The sequence below is a fragment of the Streptomyces spororaveus genome (assembly GCF_016755875.1).
Classification (GTDB): domain Bacteria; phylum Actinomycetota; class Actinomycetes; order Streptomycetales; family Streptomycetaceae; genus Streptomyces; species Streptomyces spororaveus.
In genome coordinates this window covers 2,331,731-2,352,868 of the sequence record NZ_BNED01000005.1, presented here as the reverse complement: position 1 = coordinate 2,352,868, position 21,138 = coordinate 2,331,731, and the positions used below count along the sequence as shown (strand labels likewise).

Genomic DNA, 21,138 nt, shown 5'->3' with positions numbered 1-21,138 from the left:
CTCAGTCCCCCAGGACCCGCCGCAGGTAGTCGTTGCCGAAGACCCGGTCCGGGTCGAGGTGGTCGCGCAGCGCGGTGAACTCGCCGAACCGCGGGTAGACCTCGGCGAAGTACTCCGCGTCCCGCGTGTGCACCTTGCCCCAGTGCGGACGTCCGCCGTGCGCGGTGAAGATGTGTTCGGCCGCCGTGAAGTAGGCCTGGTACGGGGTGTTCCGGTACATGTGCACCGCGATGTACGCGGTATCGCGCCCGGAGGCCGTCGACAGCGTGATGTCGTCCACGGGGGCCGTCCGCACCTCCACCGGGAAGCTGATCCGCAGCCGGGAGCGGTCGACCATCGCCCGCAGCTCCCGCAGCGCCTCGACCACCCGCTCGCGCGGGAGGGCGTACTCCATCTCCACGAAGCGCACCCGGCGCGGGCTGGTGAACACCTTGTACGGGATGTCCGTGTACGTGCGCGCCGACAGGGCGCGGCTGGCCACGCGGGCGATGGAGGGGATGGTGGCCGGGACCGCGCGGCCCAGCGAGTTGACGGCCTGGAAGAGGCCGTTGGAGAGCAATTCGTCCTCGATCCAGGCGCTCACCGGTCCGGGCGGGGCCGCGGGGCCCTGGCTGCGGTTGTTCCGCTTGGTGTTGCAGTTGCCGGTGTGCGGGAACCAGTAGAACTCGAAGTGCTCGTTCTCCGCGAAGTGCTCCTCGAACTCGGCCGTCACCCGGTCGAAGCCCATGGGCTCCTCGCGGGCGGTCAGGAAGAAGACCGGCTCCACGGCGAAGGTGATCGCGGTGACGATGCCGAGCGCGCCGATGCCGAGCCGGGCCGCCGCGAAGACCTCGGGATGCTCCTTCTCGGAGCAGGTCAGCAGCCGGCCGTCGGCCGTGACCAGTTCCAGGCCGCGGATCTGGGCCGCGATGGAGGCCGAGTCGCGTCCGGTGCCGTGGGTGCCGGTGCTGGTGGCCCCGGAGACCGTCTGCTCCATGATGTCGCCCATGTTGGTGAGCGACAGGCCCTGCCGTGCCAGGGCCACGTTGAGGTCCTTGAGCACCGTGCCGGCCGCCACCGTGACGGTGCCGGCCTCGCGGTCGACCGCCAGGATCCCCGAGAGCGCCTGCGGGCGTACGAGCACGCCGTCGGTGGCGGCGGCCGCGGTGAAGGAGTGGCCGGTGCCGACCGCCTTCACCCGCAGCCCGTCCTCGGCGGCCCGGCGGACCGTCTCCTGGAGTTCCCCGACCGAGGCCGGGGTCACCACGCGGGCGGGTGTGGCGGTGATGTTGCCCGCCCAGTTATGCCACGCGGTCCGTTCCGTGCTGCGCCGCCCTGCTGTCGCCGTCCCCATCGGTTGCTGGCTCCTCCCCTTGCGCCGGCCTCGTCAGCCGGCGGTATCCCGCGAACGCGACCGCCGCCGCGGCCACCCCCGCCGAGATGGAGACGACGTACCCGGTCCGCGCCCCGGCCGAGTCGACGACCCAGCCGGCCACGGAGGACCCGAGCGCGATTCCGACCGCGAGGCCGGTGCTGATCCAGGTCATGCCCTCGGTCAGCTTCGCGTGTGGCACGTGCGCCTCGATCAGGGCCATCGTGGTGATCATCGTGGGAGCGATGGCGAGGCCCGAGACGAAGAGCGCCACGGCCAGAAACGGCAGGTTCCCGGCCAGTAGGAGGGGGATCATACTCACGGCCATCGCACTGATGCCCAGGATCCAGCGAGGTTCGGCCTTGCCCTTGAAGTGCAGGAGGCCGAAGACGATGCCCGCCAGGCAGGATCCGAACGCCCAGACCGCCAGGAACACCCCACCGAGGGACTTGCTGCCGTGTTCCTCGGCGAACGCGAGGGTGGCCACGTCCACGGAGCCGAAGATCGCGCCGGTCGCCACGAAGGTGGCCACCAGCACCTGGAGGCCGGGGGAGCGCAGCGCCGAGGACCGGTCGGTGTGCTCGTGGTGCGGATGCGGCTCGGGTTCGGTGGCGGTCAGTGCCGTCAGCCACCACACGCCCGTCACCAGGAAGGCGAGGGCGACCACCGGGCCGGCCTCGGGGAACCAGCCGGCCGACAGCGTCGCGGCCAGCGGCGGGCCCACGATGAAGCACAGCTCGTCGACGATGGACTCGAAGGAGTAGGCCGTGTGCAGCTGGGGGGTGTCGCGGAACAGGGCCGTCCAGCGGGCCCTGACCATCGATCCGACGCTGGGCACGCAGCCGGCGACGACGGCGAAGGGGAAGAGGGTCCAGCTCGGCCAGCCGTTCGCCGCGGCGATCAGCAGCCCGGTGACCGCGGCGGCCGCGACGAGGGTGGCCGGGCGCAGCACCCGCCGCTGTCCGTACTGGTCCACCAGCCGGGAGACCTGCGGGCCGACGGCGGCGGCGGACAGGGCGATGGTGCCGGTGAGGGCACCGGCGAGCCCGTAGCTGCCACCCAGCTCGGTGATCATCGTGAGGACACCGATGCCCACCATGGACAGCGGCATCCGGCCCAGGAGGCCGGCGGCTGTGAACCCCTTGGTGCCGGGGGTCGCGAATATCGCGCGGTAGGGACTGGGCAAGGTGGTGCCCTCCGTAAGGGACGTGGCTGGCTCAGACAGGTTACGTCTGCCGACAAGGCACCCGCAGGGGGAAAATACCGACAGGAAGTTAGGGTGACCTTACCTGCTGTCCGAGGTGTGGGACGGGCCGGGTCCGTTGCCCGGGCCCGGGCGCCGGGTGGCAGGATTCGAGACATGTCAGACCAGCTCCGTGCCGCCGACGGCGGCTCCGCCGCCCCTTACGACGCCCTCCTGCTGCTGTCCTTCGGCGGCCCCGAGGGACCCGACGACGTCGTGCCCTTCCTGGAGAACGTCACCCGCGGGCGGGGAATCCCGCGCGAGCGCCTCAAGGAGGTCGGGCAGCACTACTTCGGGTTCGGCGGGGTCAGCCCGATCAACGGGCAGAACCGCGAGCTGCTGGACGCGCTGCGCAAGGACTTCGCCGGACACGGGCTGGACCTGCCGGTGTACTGGGGCAACCGCAACTGGGCCCCGTACCTGACCGACGTCATGCGGGAGATGGCCGCCGACGGCCGCCGCCGGATCGCGGTGCTCGCGACCAGCGCGTACGCCTCGTACTCGGGCTGCCGCCAGTACCGCGAGAACCTCGCCGACGCGCTGGCCGCGCTCGCCGAGGAGGGCGTGGAGCTGCCGCGGGTCGACAAGCTGCGGCACTACTTCAACCACCCCGGCTTCGTGGAGCCCATGATCGACGGCGTGGTCGCCTCCCTCGCCGAGCTGCCCGAGGAGGTCCGTTCCGGCGCGCACCTCGCCTTCACCACCCACTCCATCCCCACCGCCGCGGCGGACACCTCCGGCCCGGTCGGGGACCACACCGAGGGCGGCGAGGGCGGGGCCTACGTCAAGCAGCACCTCGACGTCGCGCGGGTGATCGCGGACGAGGTCGCCGCGCGGACCGGGGTCGCGCACCCCTGGGAGCTCGTCTACCAGTCCCGCAGCGGCGCCCCGCACATCCCGTGGCTGGAGCCGGACGTCTGCGACCACCTGGAGGCCCTGCACGCCGCGGGCGCGCCCGCCGTCGTCATGGTGCCCATCGGCTTCGTCTCCGACCACATGGAAGTCCTCTACGACCTGGACACCGAGGCCACCGCCAAGGCGGCCGAGCTGGGCCTGCCCGTGCGGCGCTCCGCGACCGTCGGCGCCGATCCGCGCTTCGCCGGGGCCGTACGGGACCTGGTGCTGGAGCGGGCCGCCACGGAGCGCGGGGAGCCGGCCGCGGAGTGCTGGGTCGGCACGCTGGGCCGCAGCCATGACCTGTGCGCGGTGGGCTGCTGCCCGGCGCGCAGCCCCCGGCCGGCGGCCGCGGGCGTGGACAGTCCGTACGCGTAGGGAGTGGAACCGTGATCTCTGACGAGCTGAAGGCCGAACTGCTGGCGGTGGGCCTGGAGGCCGCCCGGCAGGCCGGGGCTCTGCTGCGCGACGGCCGCCCGGCCGATCTGGCGGTGGCGGCGACGAAGACCAGCCCGATCGACGTGGTGACCGAGATGGACATCGCGGCGGAGAAGCTGATCACCGGCATCCTCGCCGAGCGGCGGCCCGAGGACGGGCTGCTGGGCGAGGAGGGCGCGGACACCCCGGGGACGAGCGGGGTGCGCTGGGTCGTCGACCCGCTGGACGGCACCGTGAACTACCTCTACGGGCTTCCGAGCTGGGGCGTGTCCATCGCGGCCGAGTACGGCGGCGAGAGCGTGGTCGGCGTCGTCGCGGCGCCGATGCGCGGGGAGACCTACCACGCGGCCCTCGGCGGCGGCGCGTGGCTCGGTACGACGCGCCTCGCCTGCCGGCCGGCGGCCCCGCTGGACCAGGCGCTGCTCGGCACCGGTTTCGCGTACGTGCAGACCCGGCGGGCCCACCAGGCCGAGGTCGCCGCGCGGATCATCCCGCTGGTGCGGGACATCCGGCGGGGCGGGTCGGCGGCGCTGGACCTGTGCGACGTGGCCGCCGGGCGGCTGGACGGCTACTACGAGCGGGGGCTCAACCCGTGGGACCTGGCGGCCGGTGACCTGATCGCCCGCGAGGCCGGGGCCCTGACCGGGGGCCGGCCGGGCGAGCCGGCCTCGGGCGAGCTGGTCCTGGCCGCCACACCGGCGGTGTTCGCCTCGCTGCAGCCGCTGCTGGAGGAGTCCGGAGCCTGGCACGACTAAAAGCACGTGGACCCCGGCCGCCCGCTCGGGCGTCCGGGGTCCACGTCGTCGTGCAGGGGCCGTGCGGAAGCCGCACCGATCGTGCGGAAGTCGTTCGGGACCCGAAGTCGTGCAGGGGTCGTGCGGGTACGGCAGGTCCTGCGGACCGGGGGATCAGCAGGCGGGCACGGCGGCCGAGACCGGGACACCGTGTTCGGCGGCCAGGCGCTGGAGATCCTCCAGCTCGGCCAGTTCCACTTCCGCGAGGAAGTCGTCGCCCGTCTCGCGGGCGTGCCTGAGGTCCGACTGCGTGTTCCTGATGCGCTGCAGGAGACCCGCGGTGAATGCGTCCATGGTGGGTTCGCCCCCTCTTCGTGGGTCGGCGGCGGCGTGGCTGTCCGCCGTCAGGGAGTGGATGGGGTGTGATCTCGTCCTCCCCTGCACCCCGGGCCCAGAAACCTCGTGAGGCCAGGGAATCCTCACTTCCGCCCCGTCAGCCCCTCCACGGGCCGCCTTACAGCCGGTTTACGGCCGAAACGTGCAGGATGGGCGACGCAATACACGTGTGCCCTTCTGGGCTCGGAGGAAGGAAACGACGTGCGCGTACTCGTCGTCGAGGACGAGCAGCTGCTCGCCGATGCGGTGGCCACCGGACTACGCCGGGAGGCCATGGCCGTGGACGTCGTGTACGACGGCGCCGCCGCCCTGGAGCGGGTCGGCGTGAACGACTACGACGTGGTCGTGCTCGACCGGGACCTCCCGCTCGTGCACGGTGACGACGTGTGCCGGAAGATCGTCGAGCTCGGCATGCCCACCCGCGTGCTGATGCTGACCGCCTCCGGTGACGTCAGCGACCGGGTGGAGGGGCTGGAGCTCGGCGCGGACGACTACCTGCCCAAGCCCTTCGCCTTCACGGAGCTGACCGCCCGCGTCCGGGCGCTCGGACGGCGCACCACGGTCGCGCTGCCGCCCGTACTGGAGCGGGCGGGCATCAAGCTGGACCCGAACCGGCGGGAGGTGTTCCGCGAGGGCAAGGAGGTCCAGCTGGCACCGAAGGAGTTCGCGGTGCTGGAGGTGCTCATGCGCAGCGAGGGGACCGTCGTCTCCGCCGAGCAGCTGCTGGAGAAGGCCTGGGACGAGAACACCGACCCCTTCACCAACGTCGTACGGGTGACCGTGATGACCCTGCGCCGCAAGCTGGGGGAGCCGCCGGTCATCGTGACCGTGCCCGGTTCCGGATACCGGATCTGATGCGCGTGGCAACCACCCCGGCGCCACCGGCGGCGCCACCGAAACCGACATGGGACCCCGGCCAGCCCGAGGGTCCCTTCCCATGGCTGCGGCCGACCATCCGGATACGCCTCACCCTGCTGTACGGCGGGATGTTCCTGATCGCCGGGATCCTGCTGCTGTCGATCATCTACCTGCTCGCGGCGCAGGCCCTGCGGCAGGGCAACGCGATCCCCTTCACGATCGTCCGCGGTCAGAACATCGAGGTCACCAGCACCACCTGCTCCGGTGTGAGCGGCACCAACCAGCCGTTCGACCAGTTCACCGCGGCGATCAACCAGTGCGTCCTGGAACAGCGCCGGCACGCCCTGGACGACCTGCTGAGCCGGTCGCTGATGGCCCTGCTGGGGCTGAGCATCATCGCCTTCGCCTTCGGCTACGCGATGGCCGGCCGGGTCCTCTCGCCGCTCGGCAAGATCACCCGGACCGCCCGCCGGGTCGTGGGCTCCGACCTGACCCGGCGGATCGAGCTGGACGGGCCGGACGACGAGCTCAAGGAGCTCGCCGACACCTTCGACGACATGCTGGACCGGCTGGAACGGGCGTTCACCGCGCAGCAGCGGTTCGTGGCGAACGCCTCGCACGAGCTGCGGACGCCGCTCGCCATCAACCGGACCCTGCTGGAGGTGCACCTCTCCGACCCCGGGGCGCCGATCGAGCTCCAGCAGCTCGGGAAGACCCTGCTCGCCACCAACGAGCGCAGCGAGCAGCTGGTCGAGGGTCTGCTGCTGCTGGCCCGCAGCGAGAACCAGATCGTCGAGCGCAAACCCGTGGACCTGGCGGAGGTCGCCTCGCGCGCCGTCGACCAGGTGCGCGGCGAGGCCGAGGCGAAGGGCGTGGAGATCCGCGGCGAGCGCGCGCCGGCCGTCGTCCAGGGCAACGGCGTGCTGCTGGAGCGGATCGCGCTCAACCTGGTGCAGAACGCCGTCCGGTACAACGTGCCGGAGGGCGGCTGGGTCGAGGTGGTCACCGAGGCCGAGCACGGGCAGGCGGTCCTCCTGGTATCGAACACGGGTCCCGTTGTTCCCGCGTACGAGGTGGACAACCTCTTCGAGCCCTTCAGGCGGCTGCGTACGGAGCGCACGGGCAGCGACAAGGGTGTCGGGCTGGGTCTGTCGATCGCGCGCTCCGTGGCCCGCGCACACGGCGGCAGGATCCAGGCGGTACCCCGGGAGGGCGGTGGCCTCGTGATGCGTGTCACTCTTCCTTTGTGAGACCCCGGCCTCATGTTCGCTTTTGGCTGAATGCTTGCCCTGTGAAAACAATCGGTCCTGTGCGATCGATCACAGTGGCCGGTGTCGGCCCATGTGCGTTCAGTGACCCCGGCACGGCCGGAACGCCCGGGAAGTCCGGGTTTCCGGCCCCTCGGATGGCGGGAAATACACGGGGTGGCGTTTGTGCATGACGGCCCCCGGACCGTGTACGGTCCCGCTCGTCATCCCAGCCAATCGTCCTTCGGGCGGGCGGCTGGGTGTCGATTGAGTAACAGACCTTGATGTGAGGCAAAATCTCCGCCTCAGGTCGGGCACAAGTCCGGCCTCTCGTGCGTTACGTGCGCTGAGACACCGCTAACACCCAGAGGGGGAGAGCGAACAATGGCAACGGACTACGACACCCCGCGCAAGACCGACGATGACGTCGACAACGACAGCATCGAAGAGCTGAAGGCCCGGCGCAACGAGAAGTCGACCTCGTCCGCGGACATGGACGAATTCGACTCTGTCGAAAGCATGGAGCTTCCCGGTGCGGACCTCTCCAATGAGGAGCTGGCCGTCCGGGTCCTGCCCAAGCAGGCCGATGAGTTCACCTGCATGAGCTGCTTCCTGGTGCACCACCGCAGCCAGCTGGCACGTGAGAAGAACGGCCAGCCGATCTGTCGCGACTGCGACTGAGAGGCGTCGGCCGTGGCTGGCTCCACACCCTTCCGGAAGCGCCGCTTCCGGAAAGCTGGTGATCCGGCGGAGACGCAGGTGGCATCCATGGATCCAGAAACGGATCCTGGGGCTTCCGGCGGCTCCGCCAGTGCGGAGATCGCGATACCTTCCGGCACCGCCCCGGCGGTGCCGACGGAGACCGGTCCCGGCGAGGGGTCCCGGTACGGCTCCAGGGCTCGTCGGATGCAAGCCGTCAGGAACGGTGTGCGCAAGGGCGGCGAAGGCGTCAAGGGCGCCGTCCAGTACGTCACCGACAGGATCATCGAGAACGCTCCGCGCGTTCCGGTTCGGGACCTCGCGACGCTGCGCGCGCAGTTCCCGGGCCTCGGCCCCGAGCAGCTCGCCGAAAAGCTGGTCTCGGGCGCCTGCGCCGCCACCTCGACCGTGGGTGCGGGAATCGGCGCCGCGGCCATGCTGCCCGTACCGCCCGCGATGCCGGCGGAACTGGCCGCCGAGATCACCGCCGTCGCGGCCATCGAGCTCAAGCTCGTCGCCGAACTCCACGAGGTCTACGGCCTGCGCCCGCACGGCGGCCGCACGGAGCGCAGCCTCGCCTACCTGACCGCCTGGACGGAGGAGCGCGGAGTCGACCTGACCAAGCCGACGACGCTGAACGCCGCGCTCGGCGGGCAGATGAAGCGCGAACTGCGCCAGCAGATCATGAAGCGGATGTTCCGCAGCCTGCCGAACCTGATGCCGTTCATGGTCGGCGCCGCGGTCGGCGCGGTCATGAACCGCCGGGACACCCGCAAACTCGCCGAGAAGGTCCGTGGTGACCTGCGGAGGCGGGCCGTGGACTGGGAGGCCCTGAGCTCCCTGCCGCCCCTGGAGCGGCCCGTACAGCCCCTTCCCGAGGCCACCAGGGTCGCACTGGAGGCCTCGGATCCCACCGCGCTCGGCTGAGGTCCTCCGCCGGGGTGATCCGCCCCGGCCGGACCGGCGGCCCCACGGGCCGGTCAGGCCGCCCGGGCGCGGGCGGCGAGCAGGGCCGCCACCAGGGCCTGCGGCTCACGGGTGGAGACGTACACGTACGGGGTCGGGTCGGCCGGATCGGTGACCTCGACGCGGACCGCGGTCGGCACGTAGCTGCGCATCAGCATGAAGGCGCGGGTGTCCGCCTTGTAGGTGCGCCAGGCGCGCGACTCCTCGGCGTCGAGGATCTCGGGCTCGCCCAGGGCCGTCACCGGGATCCGCGCGTCCCCCGCCGCCAGCGCACCGTTCACCACGCGCACGCGCGCGGAGCCGTACGAACTGACCACCAGACCGGCCAGCGCGGTGCCCCCGACCAGACCGGCCAGCAGGGGCATCGTCCCCAGCGGCAGCAGCATCAGCGCGCACGCGAGGCCGACCAGTACGGCGATGCCCCACCAGGAGCGGGGGGCGGTCAGACGTTCGTCGTGGTGCGCGGTGGAGAGCTGCATGCGGACAAGCCTGCCACGAGGCGACCGGCGGGTAGCCGCGCGGGTAAGGTCTGCGGCTGTGAGTGGACCAAAGACAGCCCTGACGCCCCCGGCCGACGCCGCCGCGCCGGTCAGGCACCCCGACGCGCCCGCACCCGGCGAGCTCCTCGGCGCGCACTACGAGCACTGTTTCGGCTGTGGTGAGGGCCAGCCCCACGGACTCCACCTGGAGGCCCGGGCGGGCGAGGGCGTACGCGTCACCGCCGAGTTCACCGTCAGGCCCGCGCACCAGGGCGCGCCCGGTCTCGCCCACGGCGGGGTGCTCGCCACCGCGCTCGACGAGACGCTGGGTTCCCTGAACTGGCTGCTGCGCGTCATCGCGGTGACGGGGCGGCTGGAGACCGACTTCGTGCGGCCCGTGCCGGTGGACACCGTCCTGTACCTGGAGGCCGAGGTCACCGCCGTCGCGGGGCGGAAGATCTACTGCACGGCCGTCGGCCGGATAGGCGGACCGCAGGGCCCGGTCGCCGTACGGGCCGACGCCCTCTTCATCGAGGTGAAGGTCGACCACTTCATCGACAACGGACGGCCCGAGGAGATCCGGGCGGCCATGGCCGACCCGGACCAGGTCAGGCGCGCACGCGCCTTTGAGGTGAACCCCTGATGTCCCAGAGCAACCACGACTCCCGCCGGCCGGTCGACGTACTGATCCGCCGCGTCGACCCGGAGGTGCCGATTCCGGCATACGGGCACCCCGGCGACGCCGGCTGCGACCTCGTCACCACCGAAGCCGCCGAGCTGGAGCCCGGCGAGCGCGCCGTCCTGCCCACCGGCGTCTCGATCGCCCTGCCCGACGGGTACGCGGCCTTCGTGCACCCGCGGTCCGGCCTGGCCGCCCGCTGCGGGCTCGCGCTCGTGAATGCCCCGGGGACGGTGGATGCCGGGTACCGTGGGGAGATCAAGGTGATCGTGGTCAATCTCGACCCTCGCGAGAGCGTCCGGTTCGAGCGTTTCGACCGCATTGCCCAGCTGGTTGTCCAGCGGGTCGAGAAGGTGCGCTTCCACGAGGTGGCGGAACTTCCCGGCTCGGCCCGGGCCGAAGGGGGTTTCGGCTCCACCGGCGGTCATGCGGCCGTGGCCGGATCCGGGGCTGGTCAGCAGGGTGGGAATGGCTACGCTTCGGTCGTTACCGACCGGGAAGGACAGTGACGTGTTCGGACGTCGCAAGAAGAACGACTCCGCCAAGGACGGCGGCGCGGCCGAGCAGGTCGTAGACGGCGTCGACGAGCAGGACGACGCGGGCGAGCAGGAGAACGACGCCCCGCGCCGGGTGAACCTGCCGCCGGCCCCGCGGCCCGACGGCCCCTGGGACGTCTCCGAGGTGCTCGGCAACCCGGCCGACGGCCGGGTCGACCTGGGCGGCATCCTCGTACCCGGTGTCGAGGGCATGGAGCTGCGCGTCGAGGTCGCCGGTGACGCGATCGTGGCCGCGACCGTGGTCCTGGGCGACAGCGCCGTGCAGCTGCAGGCCTTCGCCGCGCCCAAGAAGGAGGGCATCTGGGGCGAGGTCCGCGAGGAGATCGCCGCGGGTATCACCCAGCAGGGCGGCATCATCGACGAGGCCCAGGGTTCGCTGGGCTGGGAGCTGCGCGCCCAGGTGCCCGTACCGCTCCCGGACGGGCAGACCGGCGCACAGCTGGTCCGCTTCGTCGGCGTCGACGGCCCGCGCTGGTTCCTGCGCGGCGTCATCTCCGGTCAGGGCGCGGTGCGCCCCGAGTCGGCGGGTGTACTGGAGCAGATCTTCCGGGACACCGTCGTCGTCCGCGGAGACGGCCCGATGGCTCCCCGCGACCCGATCGTCCTGAAGCTGCCCAACGACGCGCAGATGGTGCCGGACGGCGTGCAGACGGACGAGCAGGAAGGCTCCCGCTTCGGCGGCGGCATGGGGCAGCTCGAACGAGGCCCGGAGATCACCGAGGTCCGCTGACCTCGGACGGCCCCCGCGCACAGGGGGGCTCGTCATGCGTTCCGGCCGGTGGGCCCCACTCCTTCGGGGTGGGGCCCACCGGCTCGTCCGCGTCCCGGCCCGTGCCGCGTCAGGGATCCGTCAGGGATCGGCCCACGGGCGCGGATCGGTGCGTGCACGGCGTGGACGTCCCGGAGAATGGGGCGCATGGGACGCGGCAAGCTCAGGATCTACCTCGGCGCGGCACCCGGAGTGGGCAAGACCTACGCGATGCTCTCCGAAGGGCACCGCCGGGTGGAGCGGGGCGCGGACTGCGTCGTCGGCTTCGTCGAGCACCACGGCCGGCCGCGGACCGAGGTCATGCTCCACGGCCTCGAACAGGTCGAGCGCAGGGCCCTGACGTACCGGGGCGCCGCCTTCACCGAGCTGGACGTGGAGGCGCTCCTCGCCCGCAGGCCCGCCGTGGCCCTGGTGGACGAGCTCGCCCACACCAACGTGCCCGGTTCGCGCAACGCCAAGCGCTGGCAGGACGTGGAGGAGCTGCTGCGGGCCGGCATCGACGTCGTGTCCACCGTGAACATCCAGCACCTGGAGTCGCTCGGGGACGTGGTCGAGGCGATCACCGGGGTACGGCAGCGGGAGACCGTGCCGGACGAGGTGGTCCGCCGGGCCGACCAGGTCGAGCTGGTCGACATGTCCCCGCAGGCACTGCGCCGGCGGATGGCCCACGGGAACATATACAAGCCCGAGAAGGTCGACGCGGCCCTGTCGAACTACTTCCGGCCGGGCAACCTCACCGCCCTGCGCGAGCTGGCGCTGCTGTGGGTGGCCGACCGGGCGGACGAGTACCTCCAGCAGTACCGGGGCGAGCACGACATCCGGTCGACCTGGCAGGCGCGGGAGCGGATCGTCGTCGGGCTCACCGGCGGGCCCGAGGGGCGCACGCTCATCCGGCGTGCCTCGCGGATGGCCGCCAAGAGCTCGGGCAGCGAGATCCTGGCCGTCTACATCGCGCGCAGCGACGGGCTGACCGCCGCGTCGCCGAAGGAGCTCACGGTCCAGCGAACCCTGGTCGAGGACCTGGGCGGAACGTTTCACCATGTGATCGGCGACAACATCCCCGACGCCCTGCTCGCCTTCGCGCGCGGGGTCAACGCCACCCAGATCGTGCTGGGATCCAGCCGCCGCCGCTCGTGGCAGTACGTCTTCGGCCCCGGGGTCGGCGCGAGCGTCGCCCGCGACTCGGGGCCCGACCTCGACGTGCACATCGTCACGCACGAGCACGTGGCCAAGGGCCGCGGCCTGCCCGTGGTGCCCTCGGCGGCCCGGCTCGGGCGGTCCCGGATCACCGCCGGCTGGGTGGTGGGGACGATCCTCCCCGTCCTGCTGTGCCTGCTGCTCACGCACGTCGACGCGGACCTCGGCCTCGCCAACGACATGCTGCTCTTCCTGTCGCTGACGGTGGCGGCCGCGCTGCTCGGCGGCCTCTGGCCGGCCCTGGCCTCCGCCGCCCTCGGCTCGCTCCTGCTGAACTACTTCTTCGCGCCGCCGCTGCACCGGTTCACGGTGTCCGACCCCAAGAACATCGTCGCCATCGCCGTCTTCTTCGGGGTCGCCGTCTCCGTGGCCTCGGTGGTCGACCTGGCCGCCCGGCGCACCCACCAGGCGGCCCGGCTGCGCGCCGAGTCCGAGATCCTCTCCTTCCTGGCCGGCAGCGTGCTGCGGGGCGAGACCACGCTGGACGCGCTGCTGGAGCGGGTGCGCGAGACCTTCGCCATGGAGTCCGTGGCCCTGCTGGAGCGGGCGGGCGACCTGGAGCCGTGGAAACCGGCCGGCAGCGTGGGCCCGAGTCCCGTGGCCCGGCCCGAGGACGCCGACGTGGACATGCCCATCGGGGACCACATGGCCCTGGCCCTCTCCGGGCGCGTGCTGCCCGCCGAGGACCGCCGGGTGCTCGGCGCCTTCGCGGCGCAGGCCGCGGTGGTCCTGGACCGCCAGCGGCTGGTCGGCGAGGCCGAGGACGCCCGCCGCATGGCCGAGGGCAACCGGATCCGCACCGCGCTGCTGGCCGCCGTCAGCCATGACCTCCGTACGCCGCTGGCCTCGATCAAGGCCTCCGTGAGCTCCCTGCGCTCCGCCGACGTGGAATGGAGCGAGGAGGACCGGGCCGAGCTCCTCGAAGGCATCGAGGACGGCGCCGACCGCCTCGACCACCTGGTGGGCAATCTGCTCGACATGTCCCGGCTGCAGACCGGCACCGTCACCCCGCTGATCCGGGAGATCGACCTCGACGAGGTGGTCCCGATGGCGCTGGGCGGCGTACCGGAGGACAGCGTGCTGCTGGACGTGCCCGAGGCGCTGCCCATGGTGGCGGTGGATCCGGGGCTGCTGGAGCGGACCGTGGCCAACGTGGTGGAGAACGCGGTCAAGTACAGCCCGGCGGGGGTGCCCGTCCTGGTGGCCGCCAGCTCTCTGGGCGACCGGGTCGAGGTCCGGGTCGTCGACCGGGGGCGGGGCGTGCCCGACGAGGCCAAGGACCGCATCTTCGCCCCCTTCCAGCGGTACGGGGACGTCCCGCGCGGCGCGGGCGTGGGCCTCGGGCTCGCCGTCGCCCGCGGGTTCGCCGAGGCCATGGGCGGCACCCTGACGGCCGAGGACACCCCGGGCGGCGGGCTGACGATGGTGCTCACCCTGCGCGCGGTGCCCAGCGGGCGGGAAGCGGTGCGTGCCACGGTGGGCGGGGGCGCGACGGCGGGACCGGTCGAACCGGTGGAACCCGTGCGGCCCACGGCACCGATCGAACTTGATCACGACCGTGATCGGACGACGCGACAGAAGGCAGGACCTCAATGACCCGGGTGCTCGTGGTGGAAGACGAGCCGCAGATCGTCCGAGCGCTTGTGATCAACCTGAAGGCGCGCAGATACGAGGTCGACGCCGCGGCCGACGGGGCGAGCGCACTGGAGCTCGCCGCCGCCCGCCATCCCGACGTCGTCGTCCTCGACCTCGGCCTGCCCGACATGGACGGCGTCGAGGTGATCAAGGGCCTGCGCGGCTGGACCCGGGTGCCGATCCTGGTCCTCTCCGCCCGGCACAGCTCCGACGAGAAGGTCGAGGCCCTGGACGCGGGCGCCGACGACTACGTCACCAAGCCCTTCGGCATGGACGAGCTGCTGGCACGGCTGCGCGCCGCCGTCCGCCGGGCCGAGCCGGCCGCGGGCTCCGGGGAGGGCGAGGTGATCGTGGAGACGGACGGCTTCACGGTGGACCTGGCCGCCAAGAAGGCCGTGCGCGAGGGACGCGACGTACGCCTGACGCCCACCGAGTGGCACCTGCTGGAGGTCCTGGTCCGCAACCGCGGCAAGCTGGTCAGCCAGAAGCAGCTGCTCCAGGAGGTCTGGGGGCCCTCGTACGGCACCGAGACGAACTACCTGCGGGTCTACATGGCCCAACTGCGGCGCAAACTGGAGGCGGACCCCTCGCGTCCGCGGCACTTCATCACCGAGCCGGGCATGGGATACCGCTTCGAGCGGTAGTGGGCACGCCGGTACGCTTCCTGTATGAGTGCTGAACCGCGTCCCGAGAAGCCCGCGAAGCCGGCCAGGCCTGCGGGCCGGTTCCGCCGGATGATTGAGCGGCTGTCCACCTCCCAGGAGGAGCTGCATTCGGCGGAGCTGCAGGAGGACGCAGAAGCCGCGGGGTGCACGCGGATCTGCGACTGCCACGACCGTCAGATAGTCAAGGTGACCGGAACCCTGCGTACGGTCACCCTGCGGCCGCGCGCGGGCGTTCCCGCCCTGGAGGCCGAGCTCTTCGACGGCTCGGCCGCGCTGGACGTGGTCTGGCTCGGCCGTCGCTCGATCGTGGGAATCGAGCCCGGCCGACGCATGATCGCCTCGGGGCGCATCTCCATGACCCACGGCCGTCGGGTGCTCTTCAACCCGAAGTACGAACTCCGCCCGCTCGGACAGGAGCACTGACCGGTGACGTCATTCGACAAACCGACCACCCCGGAACCGGCCGGACCGCGCCACGCGGCCGGCCCCTCCGAGGACCAGAAGGCCGTGACCCAGGCAGCGCTCTTCGATGCCTTCGGCGGCATCCGCGGCACCGTGGAGACGATGCTGCCCGGGCTGCTCTTCGTCATGATCTACACGATCACCAGGGACGTGAAGTGGTCCGCCATCGCGGCGGGCGCGGTCGCGGTCCTGCTGGTGATCGTGCGGCTGCTGCGCAGGGACACGGTCAAGCACGCCTTCAGCGGGGTCTTCGGCGTGGGCGTGGGCGTGGCCTTCGCCCTGTTCACGGGCGACGCGAAGGGCTTCTACCTGCCGGGCATGATCTACGGCGTCGGCCTCGGCGTGGCGTTCACGCTCTCGGCGCTGGTGGGCTTCCCGCTGCTCGGCGTGATCCTGGGCCCGGTGTTCAAGGAGAACCTCTCCTGGCGCACCCGCAACCCCGGGCGCAAGAAGGCGTACGTCAAGGCCAGCCTGGCCTGGGGCCTGATCTTCCTCGCCAAGTACGCGATCCTCTTCCCGCTGTACTGGTGGGGTGGCGCGACGGAGCTGGGCTGGGTGCTGATCGCACTGAAGCTCCCGCCGATGGTGCTGGCCGTGTACTTCACCTGGGTCTTCCTGGCGAAGGCGCCGCCGCCGATCGACGTGATCGCGGAGTGGGAGGCCAAGGAGGCCGCCGAGGCCGCCGCCAAGGGATCCAAGGCCTGACGGCGCACAGCTGACGCGAAGGGGGCGCGCCCGGCCGGGCGCGCCCCCTTCGTCGTCGAGCAGGCCCGCAGGGCTAGCGGCGGGCCTGGAGGAGGTCCTCCAGCTGCTCCTCGCGGGCCTGGGCGGCCACGAAGAGCAGTTCGTCGCCCGGCTCCAGGGTCTCCTCCCCGTGCGGGGTGAGGACCCGGTTGCCGCGGATGATCGTGACCAGCGAGGTGTCCTCGGGCCAGCTGATGTCGCCGATCTGGGTGCCCGCGACCGAGGAGTCGGCCGGCAGGGTCAGCTCGACGAGGTTGGCGTCACCGTGGCTGAAGCGCAGCAGCCGTACCAGGTCGCCGACGCTCACGGCCTCCTCGACCAGGGCCGACATCAGGCGCGGCGTGGAGACGGCGACGTCGACGCCCCACGACTCGTTGAAGAGCCACTCGTTCTTCGGGTTGTTGACGCGGGCCACCACGCGCGGGACCCCGTACTCGGTCTTGGCGAGCAGCGAGACGACGAGGTTGACCTTGTCGTCACCGGTGGCCGCGATGACCACGTTGCAGCGCTGCAGCGCGGCCTCGTCCAGCGAGGTGATCTCGCAGGCGTCGGCCAGCAGCCACTCGGCCTGCGGCACCCGCTCGACCGAGATGGCGGTCGGGGCCTTGTCGACGAGGAGCACCTCGTGGCCGTTCTCCAGCAGTTCGCCCGCGATGGAGCGGCCCACCGCGCCTGCACCGGCGATCGCGACCCTCATGCGTGTGCCTCCTCAGGCCCCTCGGCGAACGCCGCCTCGACCTTGTCGATCTCGTCCGTGCGCATCATCACGTGGACGAGGTCGCCCTCCTGCAGGACCGTCGCCGACGTGGGCAGCATCGCCTCGCCCAGGCGAGTGAGGAACGCCACGCGGACGCCCGTCTCCTCCTGGAGCTTGCTGACCTTGTGGCCGATCCAGGCGGCGGAGGTGTGCACCTCGGCGAGCTGCACACCGCCGCTCGGGTCGCGCCACAGCGGCTCGGCGCCCGAGGGCAGCAGCCGGCGCAGCATCTGGTCGGCGGTCCAGCGCACGGTCGCGACGGTGGGGATGCCGAGGCGCTGGTAGACCTCGGCGCGCTTGGGGTCGTAGATGCGTGCGGCGACGTTCTCCACGCCGAACATCTCACGGGCCACGCGGGCAGCGATGATGTTGGAATTGTCACCACTGCTGACGGCGGCGAAGGCGCCCGCGTCCTCGATTCCCGCCTCCCTCAGGGTGTCCTGGTCGAAGCCGACACCGGTGACGCGGCGGCCGCCGAATCCGGCGCCGAGCCGGCGGAATGCGGTGGGGTCCTGGTCGACGACGGCGACCGTATGCCCCTGCTGTTCCAGGGTTTGCGCGAGGGCGGAGCCCACTCTTCCGCAACCCATGATGACGATGTGCACGGCCGTCCTTCCGGCTGTCAGCGACTCGCTGGTTCCCAGCCTCATTGCATGCTCTGGTTTAACAGGGTCTCAGACCATGGCCCAAGCTACACACGGGCGGTCACCGATGGGGCCTCTTGCGCCGCAGTCGTGCTGCGGGTGGGGAGGAATTGCGGCGGGATTGCGGTATGAGGGGGTGGGGGGTTCGTCAGTCTGATTTCGAACGCTTACGATCCTCTGCGTGTCCAAACTGACCGACGTGCCCAAACGGATCCTGATCGGCCGGGCGCTACGCAGCGACCGCCTCGGAGAAACACTCCTTCCCAAGCGGATCGCCCTTCCCGTCTTCGCCTCCGACCCGCTCTCGTCCGTGGCATATGCCCCTGGCGAGGTCCTGCTGGTCCTGTCGATCGCGGGCGTGTCGGCGTACCAGTACAGCCCCTGGATCGCGCTCGCGGTCGTCGTGCTGATGTTCACCGTCGTGGCCTCCTACCGGCAGAACGTCCACGCCTACCCCAGCGGTGGCGGCGACTACGAGGTGGCCAACACCAACCTCGGGCCCAAGGCCGGCCTCACCGTGGCGAGCGCCCTGCTCGTCGACTACGTCCTCACCGTCGCCGTGTCGATCTCCTCCGGGGTCGAGAATCTCGGCTCCGCGGTCGATTTCGTGATCGAGCACAAGGTGCTCTCGGCGATGGTCATGATCCTTCTCCTCACACTGATGAACCTGCGCGGTGTGAAGGAATCCGGAAAACTCTTCGCGATCCCGACCTACGTCTTCGTCGCCGCCGTCTTCGTCATGATCGGCTGGGGCGCCTGGAAGGGCATCGTCCTCGACGACACCATGACGGCGCCCACCGCCGATCTGGAGATCAAGCCCGAGCAGCAGGGCCTGGCCGGCTTCGCCATGGTGTTCCTGCTGCTGAGGGCGTTCTCCTCCGGCTGTGCCGCCCTGACCGGCGTCGAGGCCATCAGCAACGGCGTCCCCGCCTTCCGCAAGCCCAAGAGCAAGAACGCGGCCAGCACCCTCGCCCTCATGGGCGGCCTGGCCGTCACCATGTTCTGCGGGATCATCGGCCTGGCCATGGCCACCGACGTGCGGATGGCCGAGAACCCGTCCGAGGACCTGCTGCGGGACGGCGTCCCGGTCGGCCCCGGGTACGTCCAGCACCCGGTCATCTCGCAGGTCGCCGAGGCCGTCTTCGGCAACGGCAGCTTCCTGTTCATCCTGCTGGCCGCGGCCACCGCGCTGGTCCTGTTCCTGGCCGCGAACACCGCGTACAACGGTTTCCCGCTGCTCGGCTCGATCCTCGCCCAGGACCGCTACCTGCCGCGCCAGCTGCACACCCGCGGCGACCGGCTCGCCTTCTCCAACGGCATCGTGCTCCTCGCGGGCGCGGCCATGCTGCTCGTGTGGATCTACGACGCCGACTCGACCAAGCTGATCCAGCTCTACATCGTCGGTGTGTTCGTCTCCTTCACCCTGAGCCAGATCGGCATGGTCCGGCACTGGAACCGGCACCTGAAGTCCGAGCACGACACCGCCGCCCGCCGCCGGATGCACCGCAGCCGGGCGATCAACACCTTCGGCGCCTTCTTCACCGGCATGGTGCTGCTCGTCGTCCTCGCCACCAAGTTCACCCACGGCGCGTGGGTGGCCCTGCTCGGCATGGTGATCTTCTACGGCACCATGAGCGCGATCCGTAAGCACTACGACCGCGTCTCCGCGGAGATCGCCGCCGCCGAGGGTCCCAGCGAGGACAGCGTCCGGCCCTCCCGCGTCCACTCGATCGTCCTGGTGTCCAAGGTCCACAAGCCCACGCTGCGCGCGCTGGCGTTCGCCAAGCTGACCCGCTCGGACACCCTGGAAGCGCTGAGCATCAGCGTGGACCCGGCCGAGACCAAGGCGCTGCGCGAGGAATGGGACCGGCGCGGGATCAACGTCCCGCTCAAGATCCTCGACTCGCCGTACCGCGAGATCACCCGCCCGGTGGTCGAGTACGTCAAGGGCCTGCGCAGCGAGAACCCGCGCGACGCGGTCAGCGTCTACATCCCCGAGTACGTCGTCGGCCGCTGGTACGAGCACCTGCTGCACAACCAGAGCGCGCTGCGCCTCAAGGGCCGGCTGCTCTTCACCCCCGGTGTGATGGTCACCTCGGTGCCCTACCAGCTGGAGTCCTCGGAGCTCGCCAAGCGGCGCGCGAAGAAGCGCCAGGACTGGAACGCCCCGGGCGCGGTGCGCCGCGGCCCGGTGGACACCCCGCGCCCCCCGAAGACGCCCTCCTCCAAGGGCTAGGCAGGTTGGTGAACGGCCGGACGAGATCCACGTAAACTGGTGGGTCGGTCGTCCGGCCGTTTTCCGTTTTCGGTTTTTTGGAGTCTCCCCACCATGACGAGCGTCGAGCAGAACGAGAAGCAGTCACTGGTCGGGGAGGAGTACGAGGTCGAGGTCGGCCCCGTCGCGCACGGCGGGCACTGCATCGCCCGCACCCAGGACGGCCGCGTGCTGTTCGTCCGCCACACCCTGCCCGGCGAGAAGATCGTCGCGCGCGTCACCGAGGGCGACGCCGACTCCCGCTTCCTGCGCGCCGACGCGATCACCGTGCTCGACGCCTCCAAGGACCGCGTGGAGGCCCCCTGCCCGTACGCCGGCCCCGGCAAGTGCGGCGGCTGCGACTGGCAGCACGCCAAGCCCGGTGCCCAGCGCCGGCTCAAGGGCGAGGTCGTCGCCGAGCAGCTGAAGCGGCTCGCCGGGCTCACCCCGGAGGAGGCCGGCTGGGACGGCACCGTCATGCCGGCCGAGGGCGACAAGCTGCCGGCCGGGCAGGTACCCCAGTGGCGCACCCGCGTGCAGTTCGCCATCGACGAGGACGGCACCGTCGGCCTGCGCCGCCACCGCTCGCACGAGATCGAGGCGATCGAGCACTGCATGATCGCGGCGCCGGGCGTCAGCGAACTCGGCATCGAGAAGCAGGACTGGCCGCAGATGGCCACGGTCGAGGCGATCGCGGCGACGGGTTCCCAGGACCGCCAGGTCGTCCTGACCCCCCGCCCCGGCGGCCGCCTGCCCCTGGTCGAGCTGGACAAGCCGGTCTCCGTCCTGCGCGTGGAGGAGAAGGACGGCGGGGTCCACCGCGTCCACGGCCGCCCCTTCGTACGGGAACGCGCGGACGGCCGTACGTACCGCGTGGGCATGGGCGGCTTCTGGCAGGTCCACCCGCAGGCCGCGGACACCCTGATCAAGGCCGTCATGCAGGGCCTGATGCCGCGCAAGGGCGAGATGGCCCTCGACCTCTACTGCGGCGTCGGCATCTTCGCGGGCGCCCTCGCGGAACGCCTCGGCGAGACCGGTGCCGTGCTCGGCATCGAGTCGACGAAGCGCGCGGTGGAGGACGCCCGCCACAACCTGGCGGACTTCCCGCGGGTCCGGATCGAGCAGGGCAAGGTCGAGCAGATCCTCCCGAAGACCGGCATCACGGAATGCGACCTGGTCGTCCTGGACCCCCCGCGCGCGGGCGCGGGCAAGCAGACGGTCCGCCACATCACGGGCCTCGCGGCGCGCCGCATCGCGTACGTGGCGTGCGACCCGGCGGCCCTGGCCCGCGACCTGGGCTACTTCAAGGAGAACGGCTACAAGGTCCGCACCCTCCGCGTCTTCGACCTCTTCCCGATGACGCACCACGTGGAGTGCGTGGCGATCCTGGAGCCGATGGCGAAGGGCGCCTGACCTGCTATTTCGTTGAGTGTGCGTGATGTGCGGTACGCCCGTTACGGGCGATATCTT

The 21,138-nt window shown here is 71.3% G+C and carries 21 protein-coding genes; 15 read left to right on the top strand and 6 right to left on the bottom strand.

What is annotated here, in order from left to right; genetic code table 11:
* Position 1 precedes the first annotated feature (1 nt).
* On the bottom strand, positions 2–1,333 hold the full coding sequence (locus Sspor_RS13155) for a D-arabinono-1,4-lactone oxidase (RefSeq protein ID WP_202199302.1): 1,332 nt from the start codon (positions 1,331–1,333) through the stop codon (positions 2–4).
* On the bottom strand, positions 1,281–2,537 hold the full coding sequence (locus Sspor_RS13150) for an MFS transporter (RefSeq protein WP_202199301.1): 1,257 nt from the start codon (positions 2,535–2,537) through the stop codon (positions 1,281–1,283). Before Sspor_RS13150 ends, Sspor_RS13155 begins: the two co-directional genes overlap by 53 nt.
* Positions 2,538–2,711: 174 nt before the next feature.
* Here Sspor_RS13150 and Sspor_RS13145 point away from each other — a divergent pair, with 174 nt between their 5' ends.
* Positions 2,712–3,866, top strand: coding sequence for a ferrochelatase (locus tag Sspor_RS13145; protein ID WP_202199300.1), 1,155 nt, complete (start codon positions 2,712–2,714; stop codon positions 3,864–3,866).
* A 14-nt stretch (positions 3,867–3,880) separates the two neighbouring features.
* Positions 3,881–4,681, top strand: a complete 801-nt coding sequence (locus tag Sspor_RS13140; protein ID WP_202203639.1) for an inositol monophosphatase family protein — start codon at positions 3,881–3,883, stop codon at positions 4,679–4,681.
* A 153-nt stretch (positions 4,682–4,834) separates the two neighbouring features.
* On the opposite strand, the gene Sspor_RS13135 is transcribed toward Sspor_RS13140, so the two are convergent.
* Positions 4,835–5,014: a hypothetical protein gene (locus Sspor_RS13135; protein WP_030713155.1), complete on the bottom strand. Its 180-nt coding sequence runs from the start codon at positions 5,012–5,014 to the stop codon at positions 4,835–4,837.
* A 243-nt stretch (positions 5,015–5,257) separates the two neighbouring features.
* Here Sspor_RS13135 and Sspor_RS13130 point away from each other — a divergent pair, with 243 nt between their 5' ends.
* The 4 genes from Sspor_RS13130 (at position 5,258) to Sspor_RS13115 (ending at position 8,787) form a co-directional block, all read left to right on the top strand.
* Positions 5,258–5,911, top strand: coding sequence for a response regulator transcription factor (locus Sspor_RS13130; protein WP_030008767.1), 654 nt, complete (start codon positions 5,258–5,260; stop codon positions 5,909–5,911).
* Positions 5,912–5,916: 5 nt separating this feature from the next.
* A complete protein-coding gene (locus Sspor_RS13125) occupies positions 5,917–7,164 on the top strand; it encodes a sensor histidine kinase (RefSeq protein ID WP_202203638.1) in 1,248 nt (415 codons plus the stop codon).
* A 381-nt stretch (positions 7,165–7,545) separates the two neighbouring features.
* Positions 7,546–7,842, top strand: a complete 297-nt coding sequence (locus Sspor_RS13120) for a DUF4193 domain-containing protein (RefSeq protein ID WP_030008769.1) — start codon at positions 7,546–7,548, stop codon at positions 7,840–7,842.
* Between the two features lie 12 nt (positions 7,843–7,854).
* On the top strand, positions 7,855–8,787 hold the full coding sequence (locus Sspor_RS13115; protein ID WP_202199299.1) for a hypothetical protein: 933 nt from the start codon (positions 7,855–7,857) through the stop codon (positions 8,785–8,787).
* Between the two features lie 53 nt (positions 8,788–8,840).
* Here Sspor_RS13115 and Sspor_RS13110 read toward each other — a convergent pair whose 3' ends face one another.
* On the bottom strand, positions 8,841–9,305 hold the full coding sequence (locus Sspor_RS13110; protein WP_202199298.1) for a DUF3093 domain-containing protein: 465 nt from the start codon (positions 9,303–9,305) through the stop codon (positions 8,841–8,843).
* 58 nt (positions 9,306–9,363) lie between these two features.
* On the opposite strand from Sspor_RS13110, the gene Sspor_RS13105 reads away from it, so the two are divergent.
* The 7 genes from Sspor_RS13105 (at position 9,364) to Sspor_RS13075 (ending at position 15,974) form a co-directional block, all read left to right on the top strand.
* A complete protein-coding gene (locus Sspor_RS13105; RefSeq protein WP_202199297.1) occupies positions 9,364–9,948 on the top strand; it encodes a PaaI family thioesterase in 585 nt (194 codons plus the stop codon).
* Entirely contained in the window at positions 9,948–10,493 is a 546-nt protein-coding gene (gene dut, locus Sspor_RS13100) for a dUTP diphosphatase (protein ID WP_150259936.1), read from the top strand. The genes Sspor_RS13105 and dut overlap by 1 nt, the downstream gene beginning before the upstream one ends.
* 1 nt (position 10,494) lies before the next feature.
* Positions 10,495–11,271: a DUF3710 domain-containing protein gene (locus Sspor_RS13095; protein WP_202199296.1), complete on the top strand. Its 777-nt coding sequence runs from the start codon at positions 10,495–10,497 to the stop codon at positions 11,269–11,271.
* 186 nt (positions 11,272–11,457) lie between these two features.
* Positions 11,458–14,103: a DUF4118 domain-containing protein gene (locus Sspor_RS13090; RefSeq protein ID WP_237403845.1), complete on the top strand. Its 2,646-nt coding sequence runs from the start codon at positions 11,458–11,460 to the stop codon at positions 14,101–14,103.
* The gene (locus Sspor_RS13085; protein WP_202199295.1) at positions 14,100–14,786 is read left to right on the top strand and encodes a response regulator; all 687 of its coding nucleotides are present in this window, start codon (positions 14,100–14,102) and stop codon (positions 14,784–14,786) included. Before Sspor_RS13090 ends, Sspor_RS13085 begins: the two co-directional genes overlap by 4 nt.
* A 24-nt stretch (positions 14,787–14,810) precedes the next feature.
* Positions 14,811–15,230: an OB-fold nucleic acid binding domain-containing protein gene (locus tag Sspor_RS13080; RefSeq protein ID WP_078626234.1), complete on the top strand. Its 420-nt coding sequence runs from the start codon at positions 14,811–14,813 to the stop codon at positions 15,228–15,230.
* A 3-nt stretch (positions 15,231–15,233) separates the two neighbouring features.
* Positions 15,234–15,974, top strand: a complete 741-nt coding sequence (locus tag Sspor_RS13075; RefSeq protein ID WP_202199294.1) for a DUF3159 domain-containing protein — start codon at positions 15,234–15,236, stop codon at positions 15,972–15,974.
* Positions 15,975–16,047: 73 nt separating this feature from the next.
* On the opposite strand, the gene Sspor_RS13070 is transcribed toward Sspor_RS13075, so the two are convergent.
* Positions 16,048–16,710 (bottom strand): potassium channel family protein, encoded by a 663-nt coding sequence (locus tag Sspor_RS13070; protein ID WP_030765850.1) that lies wholly within the window; start codon positions 16,708–16,710, stop codon positions 16,048–16,050.
* On the bottom strand, positions 16,707–17,375 hold the full coding sequence (locus Sspor_RS13065; protein WP_030385679.1) for a potassium channel family protein: 669 nt from the start codon (positions 17,373–17,375) through the stop codon (positions 16,707–16,709). Before Sspor_RS13065 ends, Sspor_RS13070 begins: the two co-directional genes overlap by 4 nt.
* Positions 17,376–17,595: 220 nt before the next feature.
* Here Sspor_RS13065 and Sspor_RS13060 point away from each other — a divergent pair, with 220 nt between their 5' ends.
* On the top strand, positions 17,596–19,650 hold the full coding sequence (locus Sspor_RS13060; RefSeq protein ID WP_202199293.1) for an APC family permease: 2,055 nt from the start codon (positions 17,596–17,598) through the stop codon (positions 19,648–19,650).
* Between the two features lie 93 nt (positions 19,651–19,743).
* Positions 19,744–21,081 carry a class I SAM-dependent RNA methyltransferase gene (locus Sspor_RS13055; protein ID WP_202199292.1) on the top strand — a complete coding sequence of 446 codons (1,338 nt, stop codon included), beginning with the start codon at positions 19,744–19,746 and terminating at the stop codon, positions 21,079–21,081.
* Positions 21,082–21,138 lie beyond the last annotated feature (57 nt).

Coding starts and splice junctions, on each gene's coding strand:
- Sspor_RS13155 (WP_202199302.1), bottom strand. CDS start 1,333: ATGGGGACGGCGACAGCAGGGCGGCGCAGCACGGAACGGACCGCGTGG.
- Sspor_RS13145 (WP_202199300.1), top strand. CDS start 2,712: ATGTCAGACCAGCTCCGTGCCGCCGACGGCGGCTCCGCCGCCCCTTAC.
- Sspor_RS13135 (WP_030713155.1), bottom strand. CDS start 5,014: ATGGACGCATTCACCGCGGGTCTCCTGCAGCGCATCAGGAACACGCAG.
- Sspor_RS13120 (WP_030008769.1), top strand. CDS start 7,546: ATGGCAACGGACTACGACACCCCGCGCAAGACCGACGATGACGTCGAC.
- Sspor_RS13110 (WP_202199298.1), bottom strand. CDS start 9,305: ATGCAGCTCTCCACCGCGCACCACGACGAACGTCTGACCGCCCCCCGC.
- dut (WP_150259936.1), top strand. CDS start 9,948: ATGTCCCAGAGCAACCACGACTCCCGCCGGCCGGTCGACGTACTGATC.
- Sspor_RS13090 (WP_237403845.1), top strand. CDS start 11,458: ATGGGACGCGGCAAGCTCAGGATCTACCTCGGCGCGGCACCCGGAGTG.
- Sspor_RS13085 (WP_202199295.1), top strand. CDS start 14,100: ATGACCCGGGTGCTCGTGGTGGAAGACGAGCCGCAGATCGTCCGAGCG.
- Sspor_RS13080 (WP_078626234.1), top strand. CDS start 14,811: ATGAGTGCTGAACCGCGTCCCGAGAAGCCCGCGAAGCCGGCCAGGCCT.
- Sspor_RS13070 (WP_030765850.1), bottom strand. CDS start 16,710: ATGAGGGTCGCGATCGCCGGTGCAGGCGCGGTGGGCCGCTCCATCGCG.
- Sspor_RS13055 (WP_202199292.1), top strand. CDS start 19,744: ATGACGAGCGTCGAGCAGAACGAGAAGCAGTCACTGGTCGGGGAGGAG.